At 34.6% G+C, this 15,434-nt stretch carries 10 protein-coding genes; 7 read left to right on the forward strand and 3 right to left on the reverse strand.

Features of this window, described 5'->3' with window-relative positions; translation table 11 throughout:
• The first annotated feature begins 73 nt into the window (after nt 1-73).
• The 7 genes from ACZ0AH_RS01445 to ACZ0AH_RS01475 all read left to right on the forward strand — a co-directional run bounded on the left by ACZ0AH_RS01445 (nt 74) and on the right by ACZ0AH_RS01475 (nt 6,910).
• Nucleotides 74-1,210, forward strand: a complete 1,137-nt coding sequence (locus tag ACZ0AH_RS01445) for an aminotransferase class I/II-fold pyridoxal phosphate-dependent enzyme (protein ID WP_463474118.1) — start codon at nt 74-76, stop codon at nt 1,208-1,210.
• Nucleotides 1,211-1,480: 270 nt separating this feature from the next.
• On the forward strand, nt 1,481-2,344 hold the full coding sequence (locus ACZ0AH_RS01450) for a TraB/GumN family protein (protein WP_463474119.1): 864 nt from the start codon (nt 1,481-1,483) through the stop codon (nt 2,342-2,344).
• 7 nt (nt 2,345-2,351) lie between these two features.
• Nucleotides 2,352-2,855, forward strand: a complete 504-nt coding sequence (locus ACZ0AH_RS01455) for an RNA polymerase sigma factor (protein ID WP_463474120.1) — start codon at nt 2,352-2,354, stop codon at nt 2,853-2,855.
• Nucleotides 2,845-3,459, forward strand: a complete 615-nt coding sequence (locus tag ACZ0AH_RS01460; protein WP_463474121.1) for a hypothetical protein — start codon at nt 2,845-2,847, stop codon at nt 3,457-3,459. Before ACZ0AH_RS01455 ends, ACZ0AH_RS01460 begins: the two co-directional genes overlap by 11 nt.
• 174 nt (nt 3,460-3,633) lie before the next feature.
• Nucleotides 3,634-4,251: a dethiobiotin synthase gene (bioD, locus tag ACZ0AH_RS01465; protein WP_463474122.1), complete on the forward strand. Its 618-nt coding sequence runs from the start codon at nt 3,634-3,636 to the stop codon at nt 4,249-4,251.
• Between the two features lie 101 nt (nt 4,252-4,352).
• A complete protein-coding gene (bioA, locus tag ACZ0AH_RS01470) occupies nt 4,353-5,624 on the forward strand; it encodes an adenosylmethionine--8-amino-7-oxononanoate transaminase (protein WP_463474123.1) in 1,272 nt (423 codons plus the stop codon).
• A gap of 116 nt (nt 5,625-5,740) precedes the next feature.
• Entirely contained in the window at nt 5,741-6,910 is a 1,170-nt protein-coding gene (locus ACZ0AH_RS01475) for a beta-ketoacyl synthase N-terminal-like domain-containing protein (RefSeq protein WP_463474124.1), read from the forward strand.
• A gap of 74 nt (nt 6,911-6,984) precedes the next feature.
• Here the strand turns inward: ACZ0AH_RS01475 and ACZ0AH_RS01480 are convergent, their stop codons facing one another.
• The 3 genes from ACZ0AH_RS01480 to ACZ0AH_RS01490 all read right to left on the reverse strand — a co-directional run bounded on the left by ACZ0AH_RS01480 (nt 6,985) and on the right by ACZ0AH_RS01490 (nt 15,311).
• On the reverse strand, nt 6,985-10,050 hold the full coding sequence (locus tag ACZ0AH_RS01480; RefSeq protein ID WP_463474125.1) for a DUF7507 domain-containing protein: 3,066 nt from the start codon (nt 10,048-10,050) through the stop codon (nt 6,985-6,987).
• A 178-nt stretch (nt 10,051-10,228) separates the two neighbouring features.
• The gene (locus tag ACZ0AH_RS01485; protein ID WP_463474126.1) at nt 10,229-14,440 is read right to left on the reverse strand and encodes an Ig-like domain-containing protein; all 4,212 of its coding nucleotides are present in this window, start codon (nt 14,438-14,440) and stop codon (nt 10,229-10,231) included.
• A 400-nt stretch (nt 14,441-14,840) separates the two neighbouring features.
• A complete protein-coding gene (locus ACZ0AH_RS01490) occupies nt 14,841-15,311 on the reverse strand; it encodes a regulatory protein RecX (protein WP_463474127.1) in 471 nt (156 codons plus the stop codon).
• Nucleotides 15,312-15,434: the final 123 nt, after the last annotated feature.

The following is a 15,434-nucleotide window of genomic DNA, read 5'->3' on the forward strand; positions in this document are numbered from 1 at the left end:
AACGTAGATTTCAATATTTTGCTTTAACAAATTGAGTATCTCGATCCTTTTTATTTTTTCTAACTTTGCTTTTATGAAATTACCGGAAAACCTTATTCAAAAGCTCGAAAATCGAAAACAAAATAACTCGCTTAGAAAGTTGCCAAGTTTTAATAATCTTGTCGATTTTTCTTCAAACGATTACATTGGATTTTCAAAATCAGAATCTGTTTTCAAATTGGCACATCATTATTTAATCGAAAATGATATCATCCAAAATGGCGCAACCGGTTCAAGATTGATTTCCGGAAACCATTCTTTGTACCAAATTGCCGAAACTTTTATTGCACAATTTCATGACGCTGAATCCGCTTTAATTTTCAATTCGGGTTACGATGCCAATGTTGGTTTTTTTAGCGCCATACCGCAGCGAAATGATGTTATTTTGTATGATGAACTAAGTCACGCTTCTATTCGGGACGGAATTACAATGTCGAATGCTAAATCGTATAAATTCAGCCATAATGATTTTGAAGATTTAGAACGACTTATTCTGAAATTTCCAGACACAAATATTTATATTGTTACCGAAACTGTTTTTTCGATGGATGGCGATTGTCCAAATATGGAAGAATTAGTAATACTTTCTGAAAAGCATAATTGTTACTTAGTTGTTGATGAAGCGCATACTCTTGGCGTATTTGGAGAAAAAGGCGAAGGTTTAACCCAATATCTGCAATTGCATAACAGGATTTTTGCCCGAATTATGACTTTCGGAAAAGGTTTAGGTTGCCACGGAGCCGCTGTTTTAGGAAGTTTAGAACTTAAGGAATATCTCGTAAACTTTGCCCGAAGTTTTATTTACACCACAGGATTATCTCCACATTCTGTTTCAACAATTTTAACAGCATATCATCACTTAGAAATTGAAAAAGAAACTATTGAAAAATTGCGTCAAAATATTGTTTTCTTCAATCAGCAAAAAAATCTATTAGGCTTAAAGCCAATGTTTGTCAGAAGTAAATCATCTATTCATTCGGCAATTGTTCCGGGAAATGAAAAGGTGAAACAACTAGCGCAACAACTTCAGGACAAAGGTTTTGATATAAAGCCCATACTTTCTCCAACAGTTCCGGAAGGTCAGGAACGTCTTCGCTTTTGTATTCACAGTTATAATTCAGAAGAAGAAATTAATCAGGTCTTAGAATTGTTAGGAGACTTTGTATTTTAAATAAATTCACTTTGATATTGTCAGACTGATTGAAGTCAAAGTATTGTCAGGCTGAGCAAATTGAGCTGTGTCAGGCTGAGCGAAGTCGAAGCCCCGTTCCAATTAGTGTGCCCTTCGACTTCGCTCAGGCGGACAATTCTACCTGCGAATACTTCATTTATTATTTTTTATAAAAAGTTTAAAATCTTTTGTAACGTTTTGATGATTCCATTACTTACAACCCGTAATCAAATAAATCGAGTTTCAATCATCAACTTAACAATCACCAAAATGAAAAATGTACTTAAATCAATAGTAGCAGTAATCACAATTGTTTTTAGCGGAACAATTCAGGCGCAAACAAAATCTCCAAAACTTGAAAATTCTCTTTTGTGGGAAGTTTCAGGAAACGGATTATCGAAACCTTCTTATTTGTACGGAACGATTCATATGATTTGTTCGGGAGATTATTTTCTGACCGAAAAAACAAAAAAAGCTTTTGATGCTTCGGAAAAATTAGTGTTGGAAATCAACTTTTCTGATCCAAAAGAAATGACAGAAATGCAGCAATTGGCAATGGGAAAAGAACCATTGAGCAAAAGATTGAGTCCGGAACAAATTTCTAAATTAGATGCAATCTTGAAAAAATCTGCCGGAATGAGCATTCAGCAAGTAGATGCTTTTAGTTTAGTTACCGTAATGAGTTTGATTTCGATGAAAACCTTCGGCTGCAATGATTTGAAATTTTACGAAATGGATTTTATAGATAAAGCTAAGGCTAAAAACTTGAAAATTGCAGGGTTAGAAACCGTGAAATCCCAATTTAAATCTTTAGATGATGCTTATTCAGATTCGGAGATGATCGCCATGCTGGAAGAATCTCATGTAGAAGAAACGAAACAATTAGTGACGGATTATAAACAAGAAAATTTAGAAGCTTTATATAAAAAATCAACTGCAGAAAATGTAATGAATGCGAAAGCTAAAAAATATATGCTGGATGACAGAAATCTAAATTGGGCAAAAATTTTGCCTGAAATGATGCAAAAAGAAACGTTGTTTGTTGCTGTAGGATCTGCACATTTGGCGGGAGATTTAGGCATAATTAATTTATTAAGAAAAGCAGGATACACAGTAAAACCAGTATTGAATTAGTATTGTTTTGAAAGAAAAAGAGAAAGAATTTTTAAACCGGATCGAAAGTCATAAGGGAATTTTGTATAAAGTTTCCAAAATGTACATGGACAATTATGATGATCAGCAGGATTTATTCCAGGAGATTATCTGTCAGCTCTGGAAGTCGTATGATTCTTTTAGAAACGAAAGTCAGTTTTCGACCTGGATGTATCGTGTTGCAGTAAATACGGCAATTGTTTTCCTGAAAAAAGAGAAAAAGAAAGTCGATAAATATGAAATTGCTTCAGAAAACATTAAAGACGATGAAGGAGATTCGCAGATAAAAGAAAGTCAGATTGATCACTTTTATAAAGCCGTTCAGAAATTGGAAAAAATTGATAAAGCCATTATTTTCTATCAATTAGAAGGTTTCTCCCACAAAGAAATTGGAGATAATCTTGGAATTTCTGAAGGAAATGCAAGGGTGAAACTGAACAGGGCAAAAGAAAAATTAAAAGAAATTATTAAAAATCAAGGATATGGATTTTAACGATATACAAAACGCATGGAATAACGAAAAGACTGAAAATGTTGTTCTTCCAAGCAATTTAGAAAAAATACAAGCTGTAAATACACCATTGGACAGGATCAGAAAAAATCTTAAAAATGAATTTATTTATCAGATCGTTTGTATTGCTTTAGTGGGGTTTGTGCCATTAATGTACAGTTTTCCCGAAAAAATGATGACTTACTATTACCTGTTTTTTAGTTTTTATGTGGCGGTATGTATTTATTATTTACTGAAGTTTTATGTGTTTTATAAAAGATTAAGCTCAATCACGTTAAAAACAAAAGACAATTTATACGAAACTTATTTTGATATCAGGCTTAACATGGAATTGTATAAAACCTTTGGATTTGCCTTAACGCCTTTTTTAATCCTGTATTTAATAACTTTTCTCTATTTTGAGTTCTCGAAAATTCCTGGTTTTCTCTCTAAAGAATTTACAAATTCTCAGTTGATATCTTTGTTTTCGATTATAATTTTCACCATGCTTTTTATGGGAGTTGCTTTAGAATGGTGGGTAAAAAAGTTTTATGGTAAATATGCAGCGGAAATCAGAAAAGTTATAGACGAATTAAAAGAAGAATAGAAAAAACAGAACCCATCGTAATGATGGGTTTGTTGTTTATTGGTATTTTTGCATCATGGCTCACGGATAACACGGATCAAACCGATTTACACAGATTATCTAGTTGAGTTTGTCCAAATACAAAATAAATCCGCAATAATCGGTTTAATCCGTGTCATCCGCGGTCTATTAATTATGAAATTATTTATAACAGGAATTTCTACCGATGTTGGTAAAACAATAACTTCTGCAATTATTGTCGAAGCATTAGAAGCTGATTATTGGAAACCCATTCAGGCAGGAGATTTAGATAATTCTGATAGTCATAAAATCAAATCTAAAATCTCAAATCTAAAATCTCAAATTTTCGAGAATAGCTATAAATTAAATACGCCGGCAAGCCCGCATTTAGCTGCAGAAATTGACGGAATTACTATTGATTTGCAACATATTCAGGAACCAAAAACAGAAAATCATCTGGTAATTGAAGGGGCAGGAGGAATTTTTGTTCCGTTAAACGAAAAAGATTCCATCATTGATTTAATTCAACCCGATTATAAAGTGATTGTCGTTTCAAGACATTATTTAGGAAGCATCAATCATACCTTATTGACTATTGAAGCCATTCAGAATCGAGGTTTTAAAGTTGCCGGAATTATCTTTAGCGGAAGCGAAAACAAATCAACCGAAAGTTTAATCCTAAACAAAACCGGAATAAAATGCATTGGAAGAATTGACGAAGAACCGTATTTCGACCAAAATGTAATTAAAGAATATGCCGATTTGTTTAGAGACAATCTTCTAAATTTATAGAACAAGGAATATAGAATAAAGAAAATAGACTTTCCTATCTTTGTCAAAATTATAGATGTCTAGTCTTTTTTCTATACTCTATACTCTATTTTCTAAATACCATGACATTAACAGAAAAAGACAGCCAATACCTTTGGCATCCTTATACACAACACAAAACGTCACAGACTCCAATTGCAATTTCCAGAGGCGAAGGCGCATTGCTTTGGGATGAAAACAATAAAGAATATATAGATGCAATTGCATCCTGGTGGGTAAATCCGTTTGGGCACAGTAATAAATTTATTGCCGATGCGATTTACAAACAATTAACCACTTTAGAACACGTTTTATTTGGAGGTTTCACACATGAACCGGCAGTAAATGTTGCGGAAAAACTAATTGAGATTTTACCTAAGAATCAGCAGAAAATATTCTTTTCAGACAATGGTTCAACAGCAGTTGAAGTGGCAATAAAAGTAGCTTTGCAGTATTTTTTCAATAAAAATGAAAAACGAACGACAATAATTGCTTTCGAAAATGCTTTTCACGGCGATACTTTTGCGGCAATGGCAGCAAGCGGAATTTCCTTTTATACACAAGCTTTTCAGGGAATGTTTATTGATGTGGTGAGAATTCCGGTTCCGGTAAAAGGGCAGGAGCAGGAAAGTTTTGATGCTTTACAGAATGTTATCCAAAACCATAATTGCGCCGGATTTATTTTTGAACCTTTAGTACAAGGAGCGGCCGGAATGGTGATGTACGAACCGGAAGCATTGGCAAAACTGATCAAAATTTGTAGAGAAAATAAAGTTTTAACCATTGCCGATGAAGTAATGACAGGCTTTGGAAAAACAGGAAAAACCTTTGCAATGGATTATGTTTCTGAAGTTCCTGATATGATGTGTTTGTCGAAAGCCTTAACCGGAGGGACAATCCCAATGGCGATTACGACTTTTACGCAAGAAGTTTTTGATGCTTTTTATGATGATGACATCAATAAAGCCTTGTTTCACGGACATACTTTTACGGCGAATCCAACAGGTTGTGCCGCTGCTTTGGCAAGTATAGATTTGCTGCAGACAACGGAAATGCAAGCTAATATTAAAAGAATAAATAAGAATCATTTGAACTTTCAGAAAAAAATTGAAAATCACGCAAAAGTAATTACGGCAAGAACGCTGGGCGTTATTTTTGCAGTTGAAATTAAATCAGATTCAGAGGAAAGTTATTATGGATCAATGCGAACAAAACTCTATAATTTCTTTATAGAAAACGGAGTTGTTTTAAGACCGGTTGGCAATATTGTTTACATCCTGCCTCCGTACATTATGGCAGACGAACAGCTTCAAAAAGTATATAAAACAATCGAAGAAGCCATAGAAATGGTGTAATTTTGCTTTGCCCACGGATAACACAGATTAAACAGGTTTACACCAATATTTAATACTAGCGAAAATCAGTTTAATCTGTGTCATCCGTGGTCTATTTTTTTACTAAATAAAATATTTTGAATACACAAAAAATATCTATTACAGCTTTTTCTTCAATTTCCCCTTTAGGGAATAATGTTAATGCAGTCTGGCAAAAATATCTTGATAATCAACATTGTTTTTCGAGACAATTTTTGGATCAGCAGGAAACTTCGGTTGCTGCTTTAAGTACTGAATCAAAACAGATGATTGCCGAAGTTCGGGAATCAGATATTAAATATAAGTTTCTTGATGATTCGGTTTTGTTTGCTTTGGCGGCTTCCCGAAAAGCAGTTGAACAAGCAGGCTGGAGTTCAGATGACGTTTTCGGAATCAATATTGGTTCATCCCGAGGCGCTACTGATTTATTCGAAAAACATTACAAAGAATATATAGATACCGGAAAAGCGCAGACTTTAGCTTCTCCAACAACAACATTGGGAAATATTTCTTCCTGGATTGCGCATGATTTACAAAGCGTGGGACCTGAAATTTCGCATTCTATAACCTGTTCTACTGCGCTTCATGCCATTTTGAACGGTGTTGCATGGTTAAAATCCGGAATGGCCGATAAGTTTTTAGTCGGTGGGAGCGAAGCACCTTTAACTGATTTTACGATTGCTCAAATGAGAGCATTAAAAATATATTCGCGCATTAACCAGACAGAAGAACCCTGGCCAAATCTGGCTTTTGATTTTGAGAAAACGCAAAACACCATGATTTTGGGTGAAGGTGCAGCGGTTTGTTGTTTAGAAGCGGGAGAAAAAGAAAATGCAATTGCTTATGTAACCGGAGTTGGATATGCAACTGAAATTTTAGAACATAATATTTCTATTTCTGCACAAGCAGATTGTTTTCAAAAGTCTATGAAAATGGCTTTAAAAGACGAAAATTTTGAAGATATTGATGTCATTGTCATGCACGCGCCTGGAACTATAAAAGGTGATTTAACAGAATTGCGTGCAATTGAAAAAGTTTTCGGATCTAAATTGCCATTGTTAACCACTAATAAATGGAAAATTGGGCACACTTTTGGGGCATCTGGAATATTAAGTTTAGAGCTTGCACTTTTAATGATGCAAAATGATACTTTTATTGCAACGCCATTTTCAGAAACACAAAATCAACCAAAATCGATTAAAAAAGTTCTAATCAATGCCGTTGGTTTTGGTGGAAACGCGGTAAGTATTCTGATTGAGAAACGATAATTTATTCTTTAACATATATAAAAAAAGTCCATTTGTTAACTGAACAAATGGACTTTTTCTTTGAAATAGTACTGTTAAAATATGATTTTCTTTGTTGTTGAATAATCATTATCTAAAGTTACTTTTACCAATAATACCTGATTACTTGATTGTAAATTTGGTATTTGTAATTCAGTTGAACTTATTTTCTTTTTGTTGTAAAGAATTTTTCCTGAAATATCGTAAATCGTCACTTCTTTTATGGATTCTTTTGTAGAAGTTACTTTGATTATTTTGTCTTTTACGGAAACTAAAACACTGTTTTCAATATTTTCGAAATCTCCGGTTCCAAGCGTTTTTTTAACGTAACTTAAAACAAAACGATCCGTAAAGGTTCCAATTGCGCTTGTAAAAGTATAATCACCAGCTTTTAAATCCTGAATTTTATTAGCTGTTTTATCTTCCAGATAAACATTCTGATCGTTAAAGAGACCATCTGCATGATCTATCGAAATGGTGAAATCTCCGGCAATTGTAGTTTTGTACCCTAACGGAATTACATCACTATTGTCAAAAGGCAATGCGCGTCCCTGAACGGTTAGTTTTTTTGCTTCATTGATACTATAAAAATCAGCATATGTATTACCGTTAATAGTGGCTGCATCATAATTTAAATCCCAGCTGTTTGTCGCACCTTCAATATAACCAACCAAAGCTTGCTTAAATAATCCTTCACTATTGGTGAAATTTATCCATAGGCGGTTTTTTTCAAGTTCACTTGATTTTGAACTCTTGAAAAACTGATCATTATTGCCCGCACGTCTCATATGATTTGTAAACGTAAGAACGGCTCCTGTAGCTGCTTTCATAAAGAAAGACTGACCTGTAGCAATTTGCCCGGTTGGCGGTGCTTTATATCCGGTTGTTGAAGTTGCACCACTTGTAGCAACGCTGCCCGTTAAGCTATAAACCGCATAATCGGCACTTGTATAATTGTATTTACCATCTCCAGGAAGTGCACTGCTTGGTTTTGTATTGTGTGTCCAGAAGTATAATGCTCCCGCTGAATTGTTAATGATAAACTCATCTGCATCTATTGCTGACGGATATGGATTTCCAATTAAATTCCATTTCGTAGCCTGAGGTGTTACTGAAACATTTCCGTTTGTAGGCACTCCAATAAAAGATGCCGGATAAATTGCAGGAGTATCAATATCAAAAGGCTGTGGTGCTCTGACAAGATAACCTAAACCAGGAGTCATTTTTGATGTTCCGTTATAATTAATAATATATCCGTTTGTCGGGTCATATGTATAATATTTATCCCCTAAAGTGTTTGGTGATAAATCATGAAGCGTAAATGTTGCTGATGTAACCGGTGTTGACCAATATGTAACATCATAACGACGTACCGGTGCAGTATTACGCTTATAGGTAATATTTCCTGTATTGATATTCGTTCCTGTATTAGTTTGAAGTAAACTTGAATTGTTTTCAAAAATTAATGATCCGCCCGCCACAACTGTGACTGCATTTGTAATATTTAAGGTGTGACCTGATGTTACAGTAAGACTTACTCCTGTATTAATTTTGCAGGAACATGCAGTTAAATCTGCAGTTATTGGAAATGGACCTGTAAAAACAGCACCTTTAGTACTGTTAGGAGCTCCATTAGACCACCCAGTGCCATTCCATGTTGTTGAAGATTGATCTGTAATAGTAATCTCAGCACTTGATGGTGAGCTAAAACACAAATTACTAACCTTAAAAGTATATTTTCCTGCCGGAATTTCTGTAATTGTAATTGATGTTCCTGAACCAGTAGTTGTAACCGCTCCCGGACTTCTTTCAACAGTCCAGTTTCCGCTTGCCGGAAGACCGCTTAGAACTACAGTTCCTAAAGCTGTACATGTTGTGTTTGTTACGGTTCCTGTTGTTGGGGGTGTAAGCAAAAATGTTGTTGTTGGAGTATTATTATCCTCAACCGTATTTAAGGAAGGATCTGTTCCGATAACTTTTGCCTGATTGATAATTTTACCTGCTGTAACATCTGCAGCTGTAATAGTATAAACTCCGGTTAAAGTTACTTTTGCGCCAATAGCCAGACTTGCAACAGGATTTCCTGTAATTGCCATTCCAGATAACAGATCTGTGACCTTAATATCAGTTATTGGAACTTGTCCTGTATTGGTAATCTCAAAAGTATAATTTACTTTATCTCCAACTTTTCCGCATGATGTCGGCGTTCCTTTTGTAACTAAACTAAGTTCCGCAATTTTTAATGAGTTTGTGTTGAAAGCAATAAAAGCACAATCAGAGCTTCCGGAAAAAGTAACAACAAAGCGATCTACATCTGCAGCGTTTGCGGTCGTAATTCCAAATTCGCTAGTTTCAATTCCTAACATTCTGATGTCTCGTGTTGCAGCAGCAGTAAAAGCCGGGGCAGCATTATCAGCTCTGAATAAATCTAGGCTATAGGTGCCTACGGCTGCAATCGAACCGAAATTTGCTGATAGTGAGTGTCCAACAATGTTACCATCTTTGTCAATAAATTTGAAAGAATCAGCTGCGCCACCAGGTTCAGCAACCTGTGTTACAATTAGATCGGGAATATTATCGTTAAGACCAGCAATATTTAGATTATTTGTACCCACTTTGAATTCGGCTGTACCAGCTTTTATATTGGCAATACCGGTTCCAAGAGTCAAACCATTGACCCCGTCAGTAAGTCGGGAAGCTAGTTCAGTTGCGGTTGCCGTTGTTCCTGCCAGAGCGGGAGTCAATTTAGCAATGGTATTATCTCCATCTATTTTTGAGCCTTGTAAAAAATACATAGAACCACCAGGATCTAGTCCTAAAGTTTGAATTTTTAATGCTCTAAATTTCTGAGCATTATATGTAACAAGTTTTGTGTTTAGTATGTTATCATTCACACCAGTTGAATAGGTTTTGCTATTCCACTCAAAAGCCAATAGATTATTTTCAGTATCAGGTCTGTTTCCTGCGCCGGTTAAAGCACTTGATTTCCAGTATCCATTCCAGTCCGTATGAATTGTTGAAATTCTGGTTTGACCTGCCATTTTAATAGAAATCAAAATAAAAAGCAGTGGCAGATTTTTTAAAAATAAAGAACGGGCAAACAAAAGTATTTTTGGGGACATAAAGTTTGGGGCGGTTAAAAGTTTTGATTATTAATTAGTTACTGCAGCTTAAGTAGGTTTTTAAACTTTGCAAATTTTTAAATATTTGTTTTTAATACGTTTTACTATTTTGATATGTTATTATATGTAAAAATCCGGCAACTCTCGTTGTCGGATTTTTACTATCCTTTATTGTGTGTTAGTTAAAAATTAACTTTTTAGATGATACATAATTATTGTCTAAAATTACTTTTACTATTAAAACCTGATTGCTTGATTGTAAGCTTGATATTTGTAATTCAGTTTCATCTACCTTCTTTTTGTTGTAAAGAATTTTTCCTGAGATATCGTAAATCGTCACTTCTTTAATGGATTCTTTTGTAGAAGTTACTTTGATTACTTTGTCTTTTACGGAAACTAAAACGCTGTTTTCAAGATTTTCGAAATCTCCGGTTCCAAGTGTTTTTTTAACATAACTTAAAACAAAACGATCCGTAAAAGTTCCAATTGCGCTTGTAAAAGTATAATCACCAGCTTTTAAATCCTGAATTTTATTAGCTGTTTTATCTTCCAGATAAACATTCTGATCGTTAAAGAGACCATCTGCATGATCTATCGAAATGGTGAAATCTCCGGCAATTGTAGTTTTGTACCCTAACGGAATTACATCACTATTATCAAAAGGCAAAGCACGTCCCTGAACGGTTAGTTTTTTTGCTTCATTGATACTATAAAAATCAGCATATGTATTACCGTTAATAGTGGCTGCATCATAATTTAAATCCCAGCTGTTTGTAGCACCTTCAATATAACCAACCAAAGCTTGCTTAAATAATCCTTCACTATTGGTGAAATTTATCCATAGGCGGTTTTTTTCAAGTTCACTTGTTTTTGTTGTAGTCTTGAAAAACTGATCATTATTGCCCGCACGTCTCATATGATTTGTAAACGTAAGAACGGCTCCTGTAGCTGCTTTCATAAAGAAAGCCTGACCTGTGGCAATTTGTCCGGTTGGAGGTGCTTTATATCCCGTTGTTGAAGTGGCACCACTTGTAGCTATGCTGCCCGTTAAGCTATAAACCGCATAATCGGCACTTGTATAATTGTATTTACCATCTCCCGGAAGTGCACTGCTTGGTTTTGTATTGTGTGTCCAGAAGTATAATGCTCCCGCTGAATTGTTAATGATAAACTCATCTGCATCTATTGCTGACGGATATGGATTTCCAATTAAATTCCATTTCGTTGCCTGAGGCGTTACTGTAACATTTCCATTCGTAGGCACTCCAATAAAAGATGCCGGATAAATTGCAGGAGTATCAATATCAAAAGGCTGTGGCGCTCTGACAAGATAACCCAAACCAGGTGTCATTGTCGAAGTTCCGTTATAATTAATAATATATCCGTTTGTTGGGTCATACGTATAATATTTATCGCCTAAAGTATTTGGTGATAAATCATGAAGTGTGTAAGTTGCTGATGTAACCGGTGTTGACCAATACGTTATATCGTAACGACGTACTGGAGCAGTATTTCTTTGTACTTCAAATGAATTTAAAGCACCTTGGTATGCATTTGCAGCAGTACTATTTTGCAATAATGATCCTCCATCCTGGATTAAAAGTTTTCCGTTAGTTCCAATACTAATAGTTTCATCAACTGTTAATGTTTTATCTTTAGGAACTGTCAGAGTTACCCCTGTTCCAACTGTACAGGAGCAAACACTAAGATCTGCCTGTAGCGTTGTGTTACTTGTTATACTAATAGAAGTTGTACTTGAAGCTAATGTACCAGTTCCATTATAGACCGTTGGAGTGTCAACAAAATTAATAGCCAAATTAGCATCTCCGCCATCTTCTCTAAAACGAACATCAACTTTAGAGTTTTTATTTAATGGATATAATTGACCTCCATTAATTGTTGTTGTTGTATTCGTGTATCCATTTTGAGTAAATATTTTTACCCCATCAATATAAATCTCGGCAACATCATCACAGTTCACCAATTGTATTTTATATTGACCACAAGGAAATCCCTGGCGTTTGTATACAAGGGCAAACTGATCTATACCCATTGGGGCTCCCTGCCAGCCAGAATAGATAGAAGGAGATTTTGTTTTGTCCCAATATGTTTGTGTGTTAATGTTTACAGCTGTTTCAACATACGTACCTGCATAGCTCGCTGCTGGTGTAGTAATGTCTGCTAAAGTATAACCATAAACATTCCATTTGTTATCACCGTAAACAGTACTATTCCCTTTTGTTAAACCATATGAAAATGATACTCTTGCTGCTCTGTCATTATCATAATATTCTAATATAAAAGTATGGCTTGCAGCTGTTAGGTTAACTTGTGCAGCATAAGTTGTGTAACTATGGTCAGTCCATGAGTTTGCTGAATTAAGCGTAACCAAAGTTCCGTCAACATAAAGTCTGACACCGTCATCTCCCCCAATAGTGAAGTTATAGGCACCTGCAGTTGTTGTGTTAACCTGCATTAAATAGCGTACATAAAATTTATCGCTTGGTACTGTACCACAAAAATTATTTGCCTCAACAGTAGCATCTCCGGTAATTACACCAGTGTCTACATTACGGTCAAAAATAGGTTTTTCTGCAATAGATCCAACATAAGTTGTCATGGCTGGTACTGTTCCCGTGTAAGTATACACATAACCTTTCCAGTAATTTACACCTGCAGTTGGTGTGGCTACACATGGAGGGGCTGTAACCGTTACTGTAACTGTTGCAGATGAATAAGAAGTGCCATTATACAGCGTATAAATAAAAGTAGTTGTTCCTGAAAAACCAGTAGTTGGAGTAAAGGTAATATTATTAATTCCATTAACGGTTGCAACACCATTTGCCGATTGCGTTGAAATGGTTATGCTCTGCAAAGGAGTAGTCCCTATTATATCATTACTTAAAATTGGGATAACAACAGCCTGATTAGATGTTGTCGTTGCTACATCGTTATAAGCTGTTAGTGTATTAATATCTCTAACGTATCCTTTGATTACTGGTCCTACATCATTTCCGTTACCGTTTTGTATGTAAAAAGCATTGTTTGTATTATACACATAAAAACGTATGTACATGGTTTCATTAGGTATAAGAGAACTTACATCTGATGCAAAAGTATTATTTAATGTTGTCCATGAACCTGCACTTGATGTTTCTGCAACAAAGGTTTTAACACCTGTTGCGAAAGTAGCGTCTTTAGAATATCTTACTTGAAATTTTTGTGCATCACCTCCATTTTTTCTGTAAGTAAAACCAAAGGTCGTCAAATCAATTTTATGATTTTGATCTGGCGAAATTTTAAAGGTTACATATTTTGACAGGTCTATTGTTCCTGCACTTGTCCAAGGTGTTGTTTCAAAAAAGATATTACTTCCTGAGTTGTTAATGTAGTTTACCTGCACACCTCCGGTTGGCGCTATAGGTCCTGAAGTTACATAGCTGTTAAGAACCGGACTTAAACTCGATGAGGCTCCGTTCCATAAGGCGAGATTTTCTTCCTGAAGATCCTTAACCGTTAGATAAACTGTTGCGGTTGATGATTGCGTAGAATTTGTTATAGTGTATGTAAATGAAGTACTGCCAATATATGATGTAGCAGGATTAAAGGTTACGGAATAATCCGGATTAACAGTCACTGTTCCTTCACTGGCATTTGGCTTTGTAGTAAGCGTAAGACCATTGATGTTTGAAGAACCTTTAACATCATTACTTATTAAGTTTAAATTACTTACCTGATTTTTAGTGACAGTTACATAATCATTGATTGCTAAAAGCGAATTAGGATCAAAATTAGAAACGGTTCCTTTTATCGTTGGTCCTCCATTTGTTGCAGCAGATCCTATTTTTAACTGAAAGTTATTATTGGTATTGTAAACATAGATTCTGATATAAACAGTTTGAGTAGGAAGTACAGGATTAATTTCAGGGAGGAAAGTCGGATTATATGCTGTCCAGGTTGATGTACTTATTGTCTCAGTCATTAAGTCCTTTACCCCTGTTACAAAATTGATATCTTTTGAGTATTTAATTCTAAAATTATTGGTGTTTCCTTGTGATCGACACTCAAAACTAAGACTGGATAAATCTAATTTATGATTCGCAGTTGCTGTAATTTGTAATGCAATATATTTACTTGGGTTGTAAACACTTCCATTTTCTCCGGGAACAGGCCAAGATGAAGTATCATAAAAAATATTTTCGCCTGAATTATTGGTATACTGGAATGCATTAGCGGGTAATCCAGAAACCGAAATATTTGCAGCTATTGCATTGGCATTTAATGTTGGGGTAAATCGATTAGCACTTGAAGTAGCATTCCATTTTGCAAGATCAACTTGCGCAAGGGCAAAAAAGGGTAACAATAAAAATAAAAGTAGAGTTCTAATCATGTTAAATGTTTTCTATCAGATTGTTATGCTGGCATAGGAATTGTTTTGCCGTCGCAAAGATAGATACATATACGTGTTTGAAATAGAGTGAGTTTATGGTATCACCGTATAATCGATTAAGTGTTAAGATTAATCGATAAACTACATAGTAAAAAATCATATTTTATGTTAATTCTTATAAAATATGATTTTTAAATATAAGAAAAATCGCAAAATAGCACTATAAAATGCTAATTTTTTAAAGTAATAATTATAAAAAAGCGACTTACATTGAATATTCTTCAAAAATAAGAAAAACGAAGTAGGGCGGTTTTTCTGATAAAAATTTGATTTTACTAATAATATACAATTGAATGATTGTCAGTAATGTAGATTAAGAATCTGCCAATATTGAAAAAAATTATTCAATCTCAAATTCTTTAACTTTATCATAAACTAAATTACTTTCATAACCTCTTCGTAACATATAATCGCAGAATTTTTTTCTCTTTTTTAAGAGATTTGTTTCCCGAATATTCTCCCAACATCTTTCAGCAAGTTCTTCAAAAGTAGTTTCATATTCTTCAGGAGAAATTTCCTTGAGCGCTAAGGTGATATTTGTTGATGAAATCTGTTTTAATTTTAACTCATTTGTAATTCTAATTTTTCCCCAATGTTTAATTCTGTGTTTTCCTCTTGCGAAACTACAGGCAAAACGAGTTTCGTTTAAAAAATTATTTTCAATTAGCTGAACCACAATGTAATTAATTTCATCTGAAGACATCCGTAAGCTGTATAATTTCGTAATTACTTCTGAGTGACATCGTTCTTGATAGGCGCAAAAGTGTTCTAATTTCAGTAAAGCTTCTTTTATTGTATAAGTTGCATTCATGAGTTTTTTCTTTCTTTTTAACTAATAGTGCTAAAAATAGCTATTAAGTTGTTAAATTCTAGTGCTTTTTTTTGCTTTTTCTCAAAAAGAAACTAGTTAAAATGTTGTGTGTGTGCGGAATTA

The sequence above is a fragment of the Flavobacterium sp. AC105 genome, assembly GCF_979258495.1.